Genomic DNA, 17,270 nt, shown 5'->3' on the forward strand with positions numbered 1-17,270 from the left:
CGGTCTTCACGCCCGCTTCCTGCTCCCGCAGGATCGCGATGATCTGCTCTTCGCTGAACTTCGATCTCTTCATCTTCCGGTCCTCTTATTGGGCCGGACTCTATCATCAGATGGAGGGAAAATCGGGGGTCACAGCAGTGCAAAGAAACATCAAGATACTCTGAAGTAGTTGCAACCCAGCTCTGGAATGCGGAAAGCGCGACGGAAAAGTCTGTCGACACTCTTCTATCAATTTAGTTAACAACCCACAGCCTCCCAATCCGAATTGGTTCGACATCATGTTCGGGAAACGGAAGACTACAAACTCGGCAAAGCGACACACGTCACCGCGCCACGTTGTTGGAACGCCAGCGCAGTGATCGAAATCTAAAGTCTATCGCTGTCCCGCCAGTTCGACAGAACCGCGGCGGCAACAAAAAAGGCTCGTGGGGGGCGCAGTGCTCTGGCGCCCCCCCATTTGATCACTTGTGCGACTTGGCGCTGTTCTTCAGGACGCCGGGGTGGCCACGGGCTTGGATCTGACCACCCGTTCATTCAGCATTGACACCGCGGCACCTGCGACCAGGGCCCAGAAGGGCGCGCTGATGCTGAGGAACGACACGTTCGACATCGCCACAATCAGCGCGACGAAGGCACCGACTTGGTGGCCCGCATTGCGGTCGAAGGCGGATTGGAACGCGCTCAGAAGGACGGTAATCATCGCCAGACCCGCTACGGCCCCGATCAGTGGTCCGGGCAGCGCCATGATCAACGGCACCGCGACCCCGGCGAAGACCCCGAAGGCCGCGAACAGCACGCCATTCAGGACCGTAGCCGCATAGCGCCCCGTTGGGTTCTCGCCAGCCTGATCGGACGAACAGATCGCCGTCATCGGCCCCGCGATATTGGCATTATGGCCGCCGATCAGTCCGGCCAGCATGCCGCCGATGCCCGAGATCACGGTCATCGCGTTGATCGGCGGACGATAACCTTCGGCGTAGAGTACCCCGATGGCCTGGGCGTTCTCGGCCCCGATGACCAGCACGGCCAGCGGCACGGCGATGGCCAAGAAGGCGTCAACAGTGAATACGGGCGCGGTAAACTCCGGTGCGACAAAGCTGATTGCCGCTTCGCCTCCCTGGAAGCCTCCGGTCAGGGTCACGGCCACGAGGCCCACGATAAGTGCCGTCAGAACCGGCGGGACGGCCCGCAGGAAACGCATCGACAAGAAGAAGGCGAAAGTCGCCGCACCGACCACGATGGGCAGCTTCTCGATCGAGGTGACCGCGCCGATGCCGAAGCGAATGAGCGCCCCCGCGATCATCGCCATGACGATGGGCATCGGCAGCCAGCGCATGACCTTGCCAATAAGCCCGGTGATGCCGAGCGCGAAGACCATCGCGCCTGCCATCAGAAATGCTCCGACCGCCTGTTCGAAGGGAAACGTGCCAAGCGCACCCGCGACCAGGGCTGCGCCCGGGATCGAATAGGCCCCGGTTACCGGAAGCTTGTAGTAAAGCGCCATGATCAGGCTGATCAGCCCGCCGAGGCCGTAGATCGCCAGAAGCCAGGCCACGGTCTGGCCCTCGGAGAGCCCGCCATTATTGGCCGCGCCGATTACGATCAGCGCCGGTCCCGAGCATCCGAAGATGGCCGCGACCAATCCCGCGCTCGCCGTCTTGATGCCCAGCGCCTCACGCAGGCCAGACAGGCCCGCGCCGAAACCCGGTCCTTTCTCGATCCAATTCGTCTGTTTTGTCTGTTCCATCTGGGTCTCCTCCCTTGAATGGGGTTACATGGCCATCTCAGCGGCCGGTGAATTCAGGCTTGCGCTTGGCGTGAAAGGCCTCGACGCCCTCCCGGAAATCCTCCGATTGCCTCAGGCGGCTGTAGTTCAGCCCTTCCATTTCGATTGCTGTGGTGAGAAGCGCATCGTCGGTGTCGTTCAGCAGCTTCTTCGCAGTGCGCTGCGCCATCGGGGAAAACTCGCGGAGCTCGTTCACGAGGTCGGTCACCGCCTGCTCGAGATCGCCGTCGGTCACGCATTCGGTGGCGATCCCCCAGTCGAGTGCTTGTTGACCCGGGATGCGCTTGGAACGCATGACGATGTCTTTGGTGCGGGTGACCCCGACGATCTTTTGCAGCCGTGCGGAGCCGCCCGAGCCGGGGATTTGGCCCAGCTTCTGTTCGGGCAGCGCGTAACGACAGGTCTCAGACACGATGCGGAAATCACAGGCCAGCGACAGCTCGAAGCCCACGCCGAACGTGTAGCCACGATTGGCCGCGATCACTGGCTTGGAGCAGCGCGCAGGCGCGGCGATGTTCCAAGCCAAATGCGAGACATGCTCGGGGCTTGCCTCAAGGAAGCCCTTGATATTGCCACCCGACGAGAAGTGCTCGCCCTCGCCCGAGATCACGATGATGCGCACGCGGTCATCGGCATCGAGAGTCTCGAAGACAAGGCGTAGCTGATCGCGTGCGCCCATCGAGATGACGTTGTAGGGCGGTCGTGCGAGGATGATGTCGGCGCGTTCGTTGCTCGCATCGAGCTGAACGTGGAAGCCGTCGAGCTCAGCGAGGCGCGGATCGGTAAAGGTCAGAGTTTCGGTCATGTGAGCGTCTTTCATGTCAGTGTCTTTCCTTGGGTTCACGCCGGTGTAGTTTCGGTAGGCTCGAGCTCGTATTCGCCCGCGACGAGCAGACGGCGGAGGAGCTTTCCGACCGGGGATTTTGGGATTTCGGTAACGAAGACGTAGCGGCGCGGACGGCGGAAATTGGACAGGTCCGAGCTGCGACAATGGGCGTCGAGATCGTCTTCGGTGACATCGCCGGCGCGCTTGACGAAGGCGGTTACGACCTTGCCCCAGCGCGCATCCGGCAGGCCGACCACCGCGACCTCTGCCACGGCCGGGTGCAGCGAGAGGCAACTTTCCACCTCGACGGGCGAGACGTTCTCGCCTCCGGTGATGATCATATCGTCGGCGCGACCCGTCACGAACAGATCGCCTTCGTCGTCGAAATGCCCGCAATCGCCGGTGAAATACCAGCCGTCGCGGATCGCCTTGCGGTCCGCCTCGGGGCGGTTCCAGTAACCCTCGAAGGCCTCGTCGCCCTGCATGGAGGCAACGATTTCACCTTCCTCGCCCGGCGCGCAGATCTTGCTGGCATCCGCCGAGCCGAGCGGCACCACGCGCAGGCGCTGATTGATCGCCGCGCGACCCGCCGATCCGGGCTTGGCCGCAGCGTCCTGGCAGATGGAGAAGGTGTAGATCTCGGACGAACCGTAATGGTTCACGAAAAGATCGGGCTGAAAGGCCTCCGCCAGTTTCTGCAACAGGCCATCGGTCATCGACGCGCCGGCAAAGCCCAGCTTGCGCACGCTTGCGACCCGCTGCGGCGTGAACGCGGCGTGGTGGACAATGTCATGATAGAGCGTCGGCACGAGATAAAGGTTCGTGACCCGATACGTCTCGATGGCGTCCAACGCGTCTGGAACGTCAAATCGCGGCTGGCAGATGAAGGCACCGCCGATCACGCTGGCCGACAGGAGCGACCGAATGCCCATAGTGTGATAAAGCGGCATGACGCCCAGCGTCCGCTCGCCGTGGTGGTACAAGTTCTGCGCCACATGGGCGACGGCGGCGGCGCGCTCGGCCCGGTGTCGACGCGGCACGCCCTTGGGTTTCGAGGTCGTGCCGGATGTGTAGAGCATGACCGACAGATCCTCGGCCGCTGCTTGTGGCACCGCGTCGGGCGCGTGTCCCGCCAGCAGCGCCGCGAGGCCCTGATCGCCGCCCAGCGGTATGACTTTCAAGCCCTGCGCGAGCACCGATCCGGCGACCGCATCAGACGCGGCATCGTCATGCACCAGCACGCGAGTCGCGCTGTCGCGCAGCGCGTGGTCCAGCTCATCGGCGGTGACGCGCCAGTTCACTGGCGTAATGACGATCCCGGCAAGCTGGCAGGCCCAATGCAGCGAAGCATTCTCCCACCGGTTTTGCATTGCCGTTACGAGTGTGTCGCCTTTCCGCAGGCCGATCTGGCCAAGCCCGTCCACCAGCGCGCTGATCCGGCGATACCAGTCGGCATAAGTGATTGTCTGGTCCCCTTCGGCGATGGCAATCGCCCCGGGGTCGCGTTCCACGGACGCGAGAAAGCTGGTTCCGAGGTCAAGCATCGATTGGTCCTCCCTTGATGCGGTTCCGGGCGGCCAGCGCCGCCTGAACGATGGGCGCGTAACCAGTGCAACGGCACAGATGGCCCGAGAGCGCCTCGCGGATCGCGCCTTCATCCGCGTCCGGTTGGCGCAAAAACAGCGCGTCGAGCGTCATCAGGATGCCCGCGGTGCAGAAGCCGCATTGCAGCGCAAAATGCTCTCGAAAGGCCTCTTGCAGCGAGGTCAGCGCATCGTCTGTCGCGAGCCCCTCCACGGTGCGGACCTCGCAGCCCTCGGCTTGTTGGGCGAGCATCAGGCAAGCGCGCACGGGCTCCCCGTCGATCTGGACCGTGCACGCACCGCAGACGCCATGCTCGCAGCCCACATGGGTGCCGGTCGCGCCGATCTCGTGGCGCAGGACATCCGTCAGCAACATGCGTGGCTGCACACGCGCCGAAACAGGGCGGCCATTCAGGGTGAAGCGCACCGGGTGTGTCTCGTTTTGGGTCAGTCGCGGCATGAGAGGGCCTCCTCCAAGGTTGCGCGGCCGAGCTGCCGGACCAGATCGCGGCGATAGCGGGCGGTCGCGTGCAGGTCGTCGCGGGCCTGCAAATGCCAGGCGAATTCATTCAAGCGGTCATCGAGACCCTGCGGGTCTGCGGGCAGATCGAGCGTGCGGGGAGTGTCGGCGACGCCGCCCACGCTCAGCGTGGCGGTGCCATCAGGTCGAGCGATGGCGGCGCAGGCGACGATGGCGAAATCGCCGTGTCGGCGCGCCACTTCGCGGAAGGAATATCCGGTGCCCGTCTGCCGGGCCGGGAAGGTGACCGATGCGATCATTTCGCCGGGGGCGAGGTCGGTGGACATCATGCCCTGAAAGAAATCGCGTGCCGCAACCTCACGCGTCTTGCGGCAGCGGCGCAGGGTCACGGTGCCGCCGAGCGCGATCAGGCACAGCGGCAACTCGGCGCTGGGATCGGCATGGGCTACAGAGCCGCAGATCGTGCCGCGATTGCGCAGCTGCGTATGGGCGACCCAAGGCAGTGCCGCATGTACCAAGGGCAGGCGATCTGCCAGCTCCGGCCAGCGCTCCAGCGTGCTCTGGCGCACTGCGGCACCGATGGTAATTCGGTCGCTCTTGGCTTCGATCCGCGACAGTTCCGGGATGCGTGTGATGTCGACAAGCGTGGTGGGCCGCGCGAGGCGCATGTTGAGCATGGGCACCAGCGACTGACCGCCAGCAATGACGCGGGCCTCGGGGCCGCCTTGGTGCAGCGCCTCCAGCGCCTCACTCATGTAGTTGGCCACTACGAGATCGAACGGGGCGGGTTTCATGACCGGCCTCCCTTAATTACGCGATCAACAAGACCTCGCAGGCGAGCCAGGGAACCGCTGGACGCGCCGCCGCAATGGCGCGCGAGGGCGCGAAAGAACTCGCCGATCACGACTTTCGCCGCGCCGTCCAGAAGCCGTCCGCCGACTGAGGCGACCTTGCCGCCGATCTCGGCCTCGTAGCGGTAGGCGATCTCGGTGCCGTCGTCGGTGTCGGTCAGAGTGATACGGCCTTGTCCACCGCCCGTACCGAGCGCGCCTACGGCCTGCCCCGAGAGGGTGAGCGCGTTGGGCGGGTCGAGGTCGGACAAGTCGATATCGGCCTTGTAGCGCCCCCGCACGGGCCCGACGCCCAGCGTCACATCCGCCTTAAAGCGTGTCTCGCCGACCTTCTGCACGCCGTGCGAGCCAGGAATGATCGCATCGAGCGTCGCGGGATCGAGCAGCATCTTCCAGACATCAGTGCGGCTGGCCTGCACCATGGCACGGCCTTCGCCCGTGAGCTTGCGCCCGCCCGTCGTGGCATCGGCCTTCGTCTCCGGCACTGGGTCTTTCGGGGCGGGCTCGTCACCGAAGATACTCGGCGCGAGCTTGGCCGCGGTCACCGGCAGGACGATATCAGGTGCCTCACCTTCGGGGGCCAGCGCGTCGGCCACGGCGTTGGCGATGCACACCGGCGTGGACATGCAATTGCCTTCGCCCACGCCCTTAGCCCCGAGCGGTGTGAAGGGCGACACTGTCTCGTGATGCAGGATCACCGGCTCGGGGACCTCCATCATCGTAGGCAGCAGGTAGTCGGCAAGCGTGCCCGAGCGGAAAGACCCATCGGGCCCGTATGCGTATTCCTCGAGGAAGGCCGCGCCGACCGCCTGGGCAAAGCCGCCTCTCACCTGACCATCGACCATGGCGGGATGCAGGATGCGCCCGCAATCATGCATGGTCACGTAGCGGTCGATCTTCGGCTCGGCTGTCTCGGGGTCGATCTCTATCCCGCAGAAATCGAAAATGAACCCGTGACAGAGCGAGGAATTGACCCCGTCGTCTGCCGTCGGTGCCTCCAGCTCGGGCGGGGTCCAGTAGACGGTCTCGCGCATGGTCTGGTCCACGCCGTCGGGCAGTGTGCCCGGCGACCAATGGGCCGTGGCGGCAACCCGTGCGAAGGACAGGTTATTGTCGGGATTGCCTGCGGCACCGATGCGGCCCGCCTCGAAGATCACGTCGTCCGGCGGGATATTCAGCTGCGTGGCCGCGACCATTGCCAGCTTGTCGCGCAATCGCTCGGCCGCGATCTCGGTGGCACCGGCGACGGCGGGGGCAAAGCGCGAGGCGTAATTTCCCGAGGCGATGGACCAGGCATCGCGCATCGTGTCCACATCGGCCAGAACACGCACCGCGTCCATCGGCAGGCCGAACTTGTCGGCCACGACCTGCGCCAGCACTGTCCGGTGGCCTTGGCCCTGCGGGACGGAGGCAACCTTGACCGTAACCGAGCCGAGCGGGTCGATGGAGATGGTCGCCGTGGCCTGCGCACCGTTCTTCGGCCCGGCCTTGGCGCGCTCCTCAGGCGTCAGGACGGTGGTGATGTAGCCCATGTTCGACACCGAGGGCTCCACCACGCATGCGAAGCCGATGCCATAGCGCCGGCCTGCGGCGCGGGCCTTGTTGCGGCGGGCGTAAAGAGCGTCCAGCCCGCCTTCGGCGACCGCGCGATCCAGCACCTTGGCGTAGTCGCCCGAGTCGTAGAGGGCGCCGCTGGTCGTGCGGTAGGGAAAGGCTTCCGCGGGAATGAGATTGCGGCGGATGACCTCGAGCCGGTCCAGCCCGAGTCGCCGCGCGATGGTGTCCATCAGCCGCTCCAGCGCGAAATAGATCTGCGGCCCGCCGAAGCCGCGATTGAGCCCCGTCGGCATCTTGTTGGTCAGCACGACGCGGTTGCGGATCGCCATGTTCGGGATGTCGTAGGCTCCGGTCATGTTGCCGTGCATCCGGTAGAGCGTGGCAGGCTCCGGCGCGCGCAGATGGGCGCCGCAATCCTCGATCTGATCCCAGTCAAGCGCGGTGATCCGGCCATCCGTCGCGACCGCCGCCTCGATCCGGGTCTGGCGATTGGTGGCCGAGACGCTGGCCGAAAGATGCTCCAGGCGGTCCTCGATCCACTTGACCGGCGCGCCCGCGATGCGCGCGGCGATGCCGGCAAGGATCATGTAGGGAAAGACGCCCTGCTTGATCCCGAAAGAGCCGCCGGAATCGGGCGGTGTGCGCAACCGCAGCCGATTGCCCGGCACTTGCAGCGACCTGGCCACCACCGCGTGGATCGAGAAAGGGCCCTGGAAATTTGCGGTGACGTCATAGGCATCCTCGCCCGGATCGTAGCTGGCGATCACTCCGTAGGTTTCGATGGGGGTGCAGGCGCTGCGCGGATAGGTGATGTCGATGCCGATCCGGTGCGGGGCGGCCTCGAACGCCGCCTCGGGATCGCCGTAGCGGAAGCGCCGTTCGTTGATGAGGTTGCCGCCGAGGCTTGGATGCAGCACCGGCGCATCGTCCGAGAGCGCCGCGACGGGATCGACCACCGCGCCGAGCGGGGCATAGTCGACCGCGACCAGATCGGCGGCATCCTCGGCCAGGTAGCGGTCGGTTGCCACGACCATGACCACCGGTTCGCCGACATAGCGCACGCGGTCGACAGCCATCGGCCAGCATTCGACATCGGCCTTCACGCCCACCGTCATCGACCGGGTGCGCGCGACGACGTCTTTTCCGCTTATAATGGCTACGACGCCGGGCGCGCGGGCCGCCTCGGCGGTATCGACCGACCGGATTTCGGCGTGGCCGTGCGGCGACCGCACGAAGGCCAACGCCAGCGTTCCGGGTGACACCGGCAAATCGTCTATGTAACGCCCGTGCCCCGACAGGAGTGCCGGATCCTCGACGCGTGCGACCGAGCGGCCGACAAGTGGCTCTGTAACGGTATCTTTCATGTCTCCTCCCGGCTTGGCATGGACAAGCCCTTAGGAAGGGACGTTAGGCGCGCATCCGCAGGCCCTGCGATCCCGCCAGGTCTCGGACCTTACCAAGGAGTCTCAAAAACAGAGGTTAGTCGCTGTCGCGAAGCGCCGAGACATCGCGGAATACGCTGGGCGAGGAGCCGGCATGGTCGTGAAAGAAGCGCGAGAAATGCGCCGGCACCGAGAAGCCCAGATCGTCGGAGATGTCGGTGAAGCTGCGGGTGTCGTTTGCGACCGCCTGCACTGCGCGCTCGACCCGCTGGGTGTTCAGATAGACACGCGGAGAAATGCCAGTTTCGGCCTCGAACAGCCGAAAGAAATGCGCGCGGGACACACCGATTTCGCGCGCCAACCACTCCATCGAGAGAATGCGGGCCGGGTCCGCGCGCATCAAAGCCAGGGCCCGCGCGATCCGCCGGTCGGGCGCGCGCATTGCCGTGGCCCGCGCCCGGAGCGACGGCTGCGCCTCGCGCCAAAGGGCCAGCCGCTCTACGATCGAGACCATCAACCGCCCGATCAGCCGCTCATGTGCTGCGGCGTCGCCCGGGGCCTGCACCATCGCCTCGGCGGTCTCGCCGACCTGGCGGCGGATCTGTGGGGTGATGGCACCGCCCGGATGCGGGAAAAAGCCCGGTCCCGCGCTCGCCTGCCAATTGCCGCGAAACGCGCCCAGCCAGTCCGGCTCGATGTAAAGCGCCAGGATGATCGTCGGCGGCTGGCCCGCGCAGTGCACGTAGCTGTGGTGTTCCCAAGCGTTTATGAGCACGGCGCTTTCATCGGTCAGCGCCACGCGCCGCCCGCCCACAACGAACTCGGTATCGGCACCCTCAACCTTCAGCAGCACGTGGCATTGCGCATGGGCATGCTTGACGAGGGGCCGGTCCATATCAAGCAGAGCGACCCGCCCGAACGTCCCGATAGCGATCCTCAGCGCAGACGACATCCAGAATCGTTACCAGTTTTCGCGATCCGGTCAATCTCGCTCGGCTGCAGGCATCATGACGGTTCGGCGTTTCAGGACCACGTCGGCGGCACTTGATACGCCTGCAACGTCACCCGTTTCGCAGATGCCGGATATCACGCTTAATCAACTTGATCGGAATTTGTTCTATCAATAGATCTACTTCGTTGGTTCGGAAATCTATTCGCTGAAGTGAAGATGCACTACTGCCATGCTGAAGACCCTTCGGCAGCACAGAAGCCAAATTCCATTCGGTTCCACGTAGGCTTGAACTTTTTCTAAATCTCAGGCGTTTGAGCGGAGCAAAGCCTTACGTCGTCAGTCTTAGTTCACAGATGAAACTGTCAAATATCGAATGATCGACTTGAGAGAAAGGCGCCGGCACCGGTCATTCGCTGCTCTTGCTACGGACGACAGCTCTGGGCCGAGAGCGCCTACCTGCTGACCGGGCGGGAAGCGGAAATTCGCTGCGGTTGCAAACCGATCTCATTACAATGCCAGAAGCGGCCCCTACATCCCACGCGTTAGACCGAGGACAAGACTGCAGAACCCTTTCAATTCGTCGGGACTTGTATTGCCATTGGGATCGCCATCGCTCTCGGCATGGTTCTCTACCCGCGAATAGGCATTAATGTCCTTGAGGTCCTCAAGTGCACCTTTGAATGGGTGATCGTCGTGCGCATCGATTAGGGTGCGGATGATTTGGTCGAGCGTCGCAGCTTTGCTAAAGAGACCGGGGTCAGCTTTGCGGTAGAAGTCCTCGCAGACAGTTCGCAGGCGCGACCTGATATAAGAAAGTTCGTGGGGCTCACCCTCGATGAACTCTTCAATTTTCATGCGCTCCGAAACATGGCGCGGTTGCGTCGAGCCAGGAATGTCGTAGGGCGTGATGGTCGTCACGCCGGGCGCGCCTGTTTGTAGCGCGAATGATCTGATCAGTTTCTGGTCGATCTTGTCCCACAGCAGGCGGAGGAATCCTTTGTCGTGTGACAGAACGATGGTCTGCTTCGCCCGGTCACAAACCCTTCTGATCTCTATGGCCGTGAACTGCCGCCTGAAATTGTCCAAGCTCGTGAACGGATCATCGAGTACGATGATTGTCTCATCGAGGTCCGGGTCCGCGTTGCATTGCGCCAGAAACAGCGCCAATGCGAGAACCGACTTGTCCCCGGCGCTGAGTGTGTTTCGGAAGCTCGGCGCACCGGTTGAATCTCCATTCGCTCGGGGTGAAACTGGAACTTCGTTGATCAGAATCTGGTAGCTGGCGGCAGGTTCCTTGCCGCGATAGTCGGGTTCTTTGTAATCAATCCGAAAGCCCGCATTCAAACGCACGAGATAGGAGTTGATCGTCTTGCCGAGGTTTTCGGTTATGGTTTTTCCATGGGCGGTCAGTTCATCGCGAAGCTCGGCTTTCTCCTTTGCAATTTCGCGTTTCCGCTGCTTCTTCGATTGTAGGTCTGTGACCTTCATGATGATCTCAGCCTCAAAGCGATGCTTTCGGGCCTGGAGGGTTTTCAACTCGTTTGTGAGGTTTTCAAGCTGCCCGGCGTCAACTATGGCCTTAACGGTATCGACCTTTCGGTTGTATTCACCAAGTGTTGCATTGGCAGATTCGATGACCGCCCTCGCGCTCGTCCAGGCATCGATGGCTGCGCCAATTCGTTCCATGTCCAACGCCTCAGTGAGGTTTGCGGCTTTCGTCTGTAGAGCTGAATCCATTTTCGCAGCAGCGCGCTCCATCCCTGAGATCAATGCTTCAAGGTCGATGGTCGCGGGGGCATCAATGCCAGCCGCCTCTCGCCAATATTCGAAATTTTTATCGTTGGATTTTACGACTTGTTCCGCTGCATTTCGAAAATCTCCATTTGAGTAGCGTAGACATGTTTTACGGAGTCTTTGAACATCTTGGGCCAGCTTTCGATACGCTTCGCTGAAGAAACGGCTATAGGCTTCCAGTAGCCTCCGATCTCTGAGTTCCTGGCCGCAGAATGGACAGGTGTCCTCCGCTTTGAAGGGCAACCCCTGTTCCAGCCACGTTTCCAGCCCCGGCTCAGCCGGTTCTGCGCATTCATGCACTGCGACATGTGACCTAACGGCTTCCACCGCGTCAGCGGCAATTCCTTCGACCGTCTGGCTGAGGGTTGAGGCGAAGGTCGTCGGATCGGATGGAAGTGGAAAAGTGCTCGCGACTGCTGCGGCTTTAAGCTCTTTCGACTTCGCTGCGCGGGAAACTTCTGCCTGTTTCTCAGCGATGGCCGTATCGATGTCCGGGTCCTCTTCCAGACCTTGAAAGTCTGGCAGGCTCATGCCTGCAAGGCCTATCCCTCGAAGACCGGCTGTAAGCTCCGCTTCGAGGGCGCGAATGATCTTATTGTTCTCGGTGTTCGCTTCATCCAGCGACACGATCTGGCGAACGAGTTTCACGCCCTTTTCGCCAACAACGAGACCATACTGTCGACGTAGATGGTCAGATGAGACCGTGTCACCAGAATAGACATTGTCATTCACGAAGAGGCTGTCGAACACTGCCACGCGGCTTTGGGCCCCGTTCCAACTGCTTCGCTCGAAATTGGCCCGACCTGAATCGAACTGAAGAGAAATCTTCTGGTCCGGCCCTCCAGCGAGTGTCTTGCGGCCAATGATAATTTCAGGATCTCTGCGCGACAGAGATCGCAGAATATCTGCAATCGTTGATTTTCCCCAGCCGTTCTCACCAAACAAAAGCGTGCATTTTTCGAATCGAACATCTTGGGTCGGGAGCGCTTTCTCAAATCGACCGACATTTTCTATAACTGCTATCTTCTGTAACATAATGCCCCTTCAAAGTCCGCTTCAGGCCGCAAGTGAACGTGTAGTTACCCAGGCCAGGTCGCTGAGGCGTTGCATGTTCGTTGTGGCACCGTATCTTGCGGTCATGGAACTCAAATACCTTATCAAGCTCGTTGGTTTTGAAAGCGACGTCGAGCGCGGTGACGTTCTGACGCGCGATGGCGAGTATCTCGGCGTCTGGACATTTATCAAGGACGAAGACAACGAAACTGGTGTGATTCACTTTGTTGCGGACGGCGAAAGTGAGCCGATGTTCACTGAAAATGTTCCGGCTCTGAGTAGTGGAATGTGGACCGGGATGGCTATGAGCGATCTTTGCCGCTCCATCAGAGACTGGCACGAAAATTAGACGGGGAAAACACCACTGGCCACGACTGCGGTGATGGAGGTGCCGCGAAGGACCGGTTCTGGGAAGCTGCGATGCAGCTAAGGCCAATCTGGTGAGTGACCGCAGAGGGCCGGAAGTGTTTGCGCCAAACATCGGGGCAATCGGTTGGACCGCTCGGAGGTGCGGCGTGCTTTCGGCCAAGATACCGGTGCACAATTGATGTTCGATATGATCGTAGCCACTTGGCATTCGACATCCAGCAACAAGGTGGTCTCCATGGAACTGCACCCCGACTGGGAATACGTCGCCGACGCCGTCATGGGCGGCGTCTCGCAGGGGCGCATGTCATGCGAGGACTACCGAGGCCGGAAGGCGACGGTGCTACGGGGCAACGTCTCGCTCGACAATAACGGCGGCTTCATCCAAATCGCCTTCGACCTGTGCCCCGACGGGTCTGCCTTCGACGCCAGCGCCTGGGACGGCATCGCGCTCGACCTTTGCGGCAACGGAGAGACCTACGATATCCGCCTGAGGACCGAGGCGCTGAGCCGCCCTTGGCAGTCGTTTCGGGTATCGGTCACCGCGACCGAAGACTGGCGGACACATATTGTCCCTTTCGAGACGGTTACCCCGCACAGGACCGACGTCGCGTTCGATCCGAGCTGCCTGAGGCGGATCGGCATCCTCGCCATCGGACGCGAGTTCCATGCCGAGATCGCTGGGGGGCGCGTCCGGCTTTGCCGTTGCTGAGAACCCCGCGGACGGCATAGCTCGGATCTCGTAACCGTCAGTATTTTTCCTTCGCCATTTCGGGCACCGGCCAATCTCATTCTCGACGCGGCGCAGATGGGCAGCGCGGCGGCGTTCTGACGCCGGTCCATAGGGGGCCGGCACGGATGAGAAGGATCATCTCGAATGCCCAAGGACATCTTCAGCCCCTCGCCCTGCGCGAGTTTCATCGTTGCCAACCGCGCCGCTCTTGCCTCGGCGGCTCATCTGCTCGGCGGGCCAGCCGCCTCGAAACGGGTCCAGTGCCTCGTCGGCGACCTCTCGCTCGCGCTGCCATTAACAAGGCGGCTGAACCGGGAACTCGACGCGCTCGAAGACCTGCTGGCACTGCGCCATGCCCACGATCTCGACCGCGTCGAGGCCGCGCGGTTCAATCGCATCGACCCTCTCGATCCGGCCGTGGAGGAGATCTGCCAGCTGCTCGATGGGTTGTGCGATTCCCGGGCTGCAGAAGCGCATCACGGCTGATCAATCTTACGCCCGGGGTGCTCCGCCGGGCGTGCCTTGCCTCGGAGACAGCCGTGGGACCGATACCGTCATGGGAAATTCGCCGGAGACACAGATTTCTTCTTTGGCTCTGCACGAAAGAGCCAACATCCGGACTACCAGCACCAAAACCGAAGACTGCAACGACCAAGGAGAGATATCGACCCACGCGTCCTGGCCCACCGCACACCATGGCATCGGCCGATCTGACACCAGCAAGAAACACGTGGCACGGGCCACGGGCTGGATGTCGGGAGTGCACTCATGCTCACCACCTCACCCCTTGTCACGGATAGTGACGGGACCGACAAAGCCGTCGAGGCAGCCCTCGGCGCGACGGATTTCCTGCGCCGTCACGGCGCCGGATTGTGTGACCTGCTGGATCTGGCAGCAGGGCCGACCGCTTTCGATGCGCTCTGCGATCTGCATGCGCAGTCCGGGTCCGTGTGCCCGGACACAGACCTTGTCCACGGCGCGCTGCGGACCATTCATGAGGCGCTCGCCTCGGTCCAGGCCAGCACGCTCGACGACCTGAGTCTGCGCGCGGGGTACTGCGTCGGCACCGCCCTACGATGGTATGGCGCACGGATCAGCGACCTGCTGGCCGCGTTCCGCTAACCCGGAAAACATCTCTCGAGTGAAGCCGCCGCCCCAAGGGCTGCGGCTTTTTTCATGGGCCAATCATATTTCCAGAAATTGGATGCGCGCCGTCGCCTGATACCTGGCACGGCCTCCGGCGATTGGGTGCGGGCCATCGAAGGAGCGCCCACCGACGACAGTCTCGCGCAGTTAATGCACCCGATCATTCTACAGGTTGGCCAGCGACAGATTGACCTTTGCAAATGTCGCGCAGCAGAAGCCTCTGGATTCTGAAGCAGCCCGATTTTCGGCGCCCAGAACGTGAACCTATCTTCCGTCCAGAGACTCGAACCTCCGGCTGCAATACTCAAAACGAAACGCGGCGATCACGCGCTTTCAGCGTGATCGCCGCGAATTGGTTGTCAAATGGCCATTTCAAGCCCGCCGGTGGCTACGAATTGGCTGTCGGGACAGGACCAACAGCCCCCCGCTCACCTCACCCGCACTTCGAGTGACCGCAGCTCGCGCAGGTCATGCAGCCCTCGACCATCCGCATCTCGAACTGCCCGCAGGAGGGGCAGGCCTTGCCGCGGGGGGCGTCGAGGTTGACGACCGAGGCCTGGGGGTCGCTCTTCAGGCCCATGCCCTCGCCCTCGAGGAAGCCGATGGCCAGGAGGTGCTGCTCGATCACCCCGCCGATCGCGGCCAGGATCGAGGGGATGTATTTCCCCTTCACCCAGGCGCCGCCGCGCGGGTCGAAGACCGCCTTCAGCTCCTCGACCACGAAGCTCACGTCGCCGCCGCGGCGGAAGACCGCGGAGATCATCCGCGTCAGCGCCACCGTCCAGGCGAAATGCTCCATGTTCTTGGAGTTGATGAAGACCTCGAAGGGCCGCCGCCGGCCGCCGACGATGATGTCGTTGATCGTCAGGTAGATCGCGTGCTCGCTGTCGGGCCACTTCAGCTTGTAGGTCGCCCCCTCGAGCGCCTGCGGCCGGTCGAGCGGCTCGGACATGTAGACCACCTCGGCGCTCTCCTCGGTCTCGGAGACCAGCACCGGCTTTTCCTCGGCCTTGGGTTCGGCGTCCGACACGCTCAGCACCGAGCCCGTCACCTCGTTCGGGCGGTAGGTGGTGCAGCCTTTGCAGCCCGTCTCATAGGCCTGCATGTAGACGTCCTTGAAGGCTTCGAAGCCGATGTCCTCGGGGCAGTTGATGGTCTTGGAGATCGAGCTGTCGACCCATTTCTGCGCCGCCGCCTGCATCTTCACGTGCTCGCTGGGGCTCAGCGTCTGGGCGTTGACGAAATACTCCGGCAGCTCGGCGTCGGCGCCGAACTTCTCGCGGAAGAGATGCACGGCGTAGTCGACCACCTCCTCTTCGGTGCGCGAGCCGTCCTTCTGCAGCACCTTGCGGGTGTAGGCATAGGCGAAGACCGGCTCGATGCCCGAGGAGACATTGCCCGCGTAAAGCGAGATCGTCCCGGTCGGCGCGATCGAGGTCAGCAGCGCGTTGCGGATGCCATGGGTGCGGATCGCCTCGCGGACGTCCTCGTCCATGTTCTGCATGTTGCCCGAGGCCAGGTAGCCCTCGGCGTCGAAAAGCGGGAAGGGCCCCTTCTCCTTGGCCAGCTCGACCGAGGCGAGATAGCTCGCCCGGGCGATCTGCTTCAGCCAGACCTCGGTCTGCCGCGCGGCCTCGTCGGAGCCGTAGCGCAGGCCCAGCATCAGAAGCGCATCGGCCAGCCCGGTGACGCCCAGGCCGATCCGGCGCTTGTTCTGCGCCTCGAGCCGCTGGCTTTCGAGCGGGAAGCGCGAGGCGTCGACGACGTTGTCCATCATGCGGATCGCGGTGGCGACCAGCCGGTCGAGCGCCTTGGGGTCGAGCTCGGCCTTGGGACCGAAGGGATCGGTCACCAGCCGCGCCAGGTTCACCGAGCCCAGCAGGCAGGCGCCATAGGGCGGCAGCGGCTGCTCGCCGCAGGGGTTGGTGGCGGCGATGGTCTCGACGTAGTTGAGGTTGTTGGCCTCGTTGATCCGGTCGATGAAGATCACCCCCGGCTCGGCGTAGTCATAGGTCGCCCGCATGATGCGGTTCCAGAGGTCGCGCGCCTTCAGCGTGCGGTAGACCTTACCGTCGTAGAGCAGATCCCATTTGCCGTCGGCCTTCACGGCCTCCATGAAGGCATCGGTGACCAGCACCGAGAGGTTGAACATCCGCAGCCGGGCGCTGTCGGCCTTGGCGGAGATGAAATCCTCGATGTCGGGATGGTCGCAGCGCATGGTCGCCATCATCGCGCCGCGGCGCGAGCCGGCGGACATGATGGTGCGGCACATGGCGTCCCAGACGTCCATGAAGGACAGCGGGCCCGAGGCATCGGCGGCCACGCCTTCGACCAGGGCGCCCTTGGGACGGATGGTGGAGAAATCATAGCCGATGCCGCCGCCCTGCTGCATGGTCAGCGCGGCCTCCTTCAGCATGTCGAAGATGCCGGCCATGCTGTCGGGGATCGTGCCCATGACGAAGCAGTTGAAGAGCGTCACCGCCCGGCCGGTGCCGGCGCCTGCGGTGATCCGCCCGGCGGGCAGGTAGCGGAAATCCTCCAGCGCCTCGTAGAAGCGCGGCTCCCAGGCCTTGGGGTCGCTCTCGACCTCGGCGAGGGATTTGGCGATACGGTGCCAGGTGTCCTCCACGCTGGCGTCGATGGGGCTGTCGTCGGCATCCTTGAGCCGGTACTTCATGTCCCAGATTTGCTCGGCGATGGGGGCGGCGAAGCGGGTCATAGTGTGATTCTCGGTCGCTGAGGTCGGGAACGGGTTTGCCC

General features: G+C 62.9%; 13 protein-coding genes. 4 read left to right on the top strand and 9 right to left on the bottom strand.

The features are described 5' to 3' along the window. Positions 1-487: 487 nt before the first annotated feature. From ACX938_RS15920 to ACX938_RS15955, 8 genes are all read right to left on the bottom strand, one after another. Positions 488-1,747: a benzoate/H(+) symporter BenE family transporter gene (locus tag ACX938_RS15920; RefSeq protein WP_459431786.1), complete on the bottom strand. Its 1,260-nt coding sequence runs from the start codon at positions 1,745-1,747 to the stop codon at positions 488-490. 37 nt (positions 1,748-1,784) lie between these two features. Beyond that, positions 1,785-2,591 (bottom strand): enoyl-CoA hydratase/isomerase family protein, encoded by an 807-nt coding sequence (locus tag ACX938_RS15925; RefSeq protein WP_232753205.1) that lies wholly within the window; start codon positions 2,589-2,591, stop codon positions 1,785-1,787. Positions 2,592-2,626: 35 nt separating this feature from the next. Continuing rightward, the gene (locus tag ACX938_RS15930; RefSeq protein ID WP_459431787.1) at positions 2,627-4,156 is read right to left on the bottom strand and encodes an AMP-binding protein; all 1,530 of its coding nucleotides are present in this window, start codon (positions 4,154-4,156) and stop codon (positions 2,627-2,629) included. Continuing rightward, complete coding sequence (locus ACX938_RS15935; protein ID WP_232753203.1) at positions 4,149-4,655, bottom strand: (2Fe-2S)-binding protein; 507 nt, start codon at positions 4,653-4,655, stop codon at positions 4,149-4,151. The genes ACX938_RS15930 and ACX938_RS15935 overlap by 8 nt, the downstream gene beginning before the upstream one ends. After that, positions 4,643-5,470, bottom strand: coding sequence for an FAD binding domain-containing protein (locus tag ACX938_RS15940; protein ID WP_459431788.1), 828 nt, complete (start codon positions 5,468-5,470; stop codon positions 4,643-4,645). The genes ACX938_RS15935 and ACX938_RS15940 overlap by 13 nt, the downstream gene beginning before the upstream one ends. After that, positions 5,467-8,448, bottom strand: coding sequence for a xanthine dehydrogenase family protein molybdopterin-binding subunit (locus ACX938_RS15945; RefSeq protein WP_459431789.1), 2,982 nt, complete (start codon positions 8,446-8,448; stop codon positions 5,467-5,469). Before ACX938_RS15945 ends, ACX938_RS15940 begins: the two co-directional genes overlap by 4 nt. 115 nt (positions 8,449-8,563) lie before the next feature. Continuing rightward, entirely contained in the window at positions 8,564-9,418 is an 855-nt protein-coding gene (locus ACX938_RS15950) for a helix-turn-helix domain-containing protein (protein WP_459431790.1), read from the bottom strand. A gap of 528 nt (positions 9,419-9,946) precedes the next feature. Next, the gene (locus tag ACX938_RS15955; RefSeq protein ID WP_459431791.1) at positions 9,947-12,247 is read right to left on the bottom strand and encodes an AAA family ATPase; all 2,301 of its coding nucleotides are present in this window, start codon (positions 12,245-12,247) and stop codon (positions 9,947-9,949) included. A gap of 73 nt (positions 12,248-12,320) precedes the next feature. On the opposite strand from ACX938_RS15955, the gene ACX938_RS15960 reads away from it, so the two are divergent. The 4 genes from ACX938_RS15960 to ACX938_RS15975 all read left to right on the top strand — a co-directional run bounded on the left by ACX938_RS15960 (position 12,321) and on the right by ACX938_RS15975 (position 14,486). Then, positions 12,321-12,614: a hypothetical protein gene (locus tag ACX938_RS15960; protein WP_459431792.1), complete on the top strand. Its 294-nt coding sequence runs from the start codon at positions 12,321-12,323 to the stop codon at positions 12,612-12,614. Between the two features lie 198 nt (positions 12,615-12,812). Then, on the top strand, positions 12,813-13,343 hold the full coding sequence (locus ACX938_RS15965; protein WP_459431793.1) for a CIA30 family protein: 531 nt from the start codon (positions 12,813-12,815) through the stop codon (positions 13,341-13,343). A gap of 165 nt (positions 13,344-13,508) precedes the next feature. Next, a complete protein-coding gene (locus tag ACX938_RS15970; protein ID WP_459431794.1) occupies positions 13,509-13,850 on the top strand; it encodes a hypothetical protein in 342 nt (113 codons plus the stop codon). Positions 13,851-14,132: 282 nt separating this feature from the next. Next, positions 14,133-14,486: a hypothetical protein gene (locus ACX938_RS15975; RefSeq protein WP_459431795.1), complete on the top strand. Its 354-nt coding sequence runs from the start codon at positions 14,133-14,135 to the stop codon at positions 14,484-14,486. Positions 14,487-14,943: 457 nt separating this feature from the next. On the opposite strand, the gene ACX938_RS15980 is transcribed toward ACX938_RS15975, so the two are convergent. Further along, the gene (locus ACX938_RS15980; protein WP_459431796.1) at positions 14,944-17,229 is read right to left on the bottom strand and encodes an adenosylcobalamin-dependent ribonucleoside-diphosphate reductase; all 2,286 of its coding nucleotides are present in this window, start codon (positions 17,227-17,229) and stop codon (positions 14,944-14,946) included. Positions 17,230-17,270: the final 41 nt, after the last annotated feature.

It is taken from the genome of Roseivivax sp. (assembly GCF_054552075.1).

Coding starts and splice junctions, on each gene's coding strand:
- ACX938_RS15920 (WP_459431786.1), bottom strand. CDS start 1,747: ATGGAACAGACAAAACAGACGAATTGGATCGAGAAAGGACCGGGTTTC.
- ACX938_RS15925 (WP_232753205.1), bottom strand. CDS start 2,591: ATGACCGAAACTCTGACCTTTACCGATCCGCGCCTCGCTGAGCTCGAC.
- ACX938_RS15930 (WP_459431787.1), bottom strand. CDS start 4,156: ATGCTTGACCTCGGAACCAGCTTTCTCGCGTCCGTGGAACGCGACCCC.
- ACX938_RS15935 (WP_232753203.1), bottom strand. CDS start 4,655: ATGCCGCGACTGACCCAAAACGAGACACACCCGGTGCGCTTCACCCTG.
- ACX938_RS15940 (WP_459431788.1), bottom strand. CDS start 5,470: ATGAAACCCGCCCCGTTCGATCTCGTAGTGGCCAACTACATGAGTGAG.
- ACX938_RS15945 (WP_459431789.1), bottom strand. CDS start 8,448: ATGAAAGATACCGTTACAGAGCCACTTGTCGGCCGCTCGGTCGCACGC.
- ACX938_RS15950 (WP_459431790.1), bottom strand. CDS start 9,418: ATGTCGTCTGCGCTGAGGATCGCTATCGGGACGTTCGGGCGGGTCGCT.
- ACX938_RS15955 (WP_459431791.1), bottom strand. CDS start 12,247: ATGTTACAGAAGATAGCAGTTATAGAAAATGTCGGTCGATTTGAGAAA.
- ACX938_RS15960 (WP_459431792.1), top strand. CDS start 12,321: ATGTTCGTTGTGGCACCGTATCTTGCGGTCATGGAACTCAAATACCTT.
- ACX938_RS15965 (WP_459431793.1), top strand. CDS start 12,813: ATGTTCGATATGATCGTAGCCACTTGGCATTCGACATCCAGCAACAAG.
- ACX938_RS15970 (WP_459431794.1), top strand. CDS start 13,509: ATGCCCAAGGACATCTTCAGCCCCTCGCCCTGCGCGAGTTTCATCGTT.
- ACX938_RS15975 (WP_459431795.1), top strand. CDS start 14,133: ATGCTCACCACCTCACCCCTTGTCACGGATAGTGACGGGACCGACAAA.
- ACX938_RS15980 (WP_459431796.1), bottom strand. CDS start 17,229: ATGACCCGCTTCGCCGCCCCCATCGCCGAGCAAATCTGGGACATGAAG.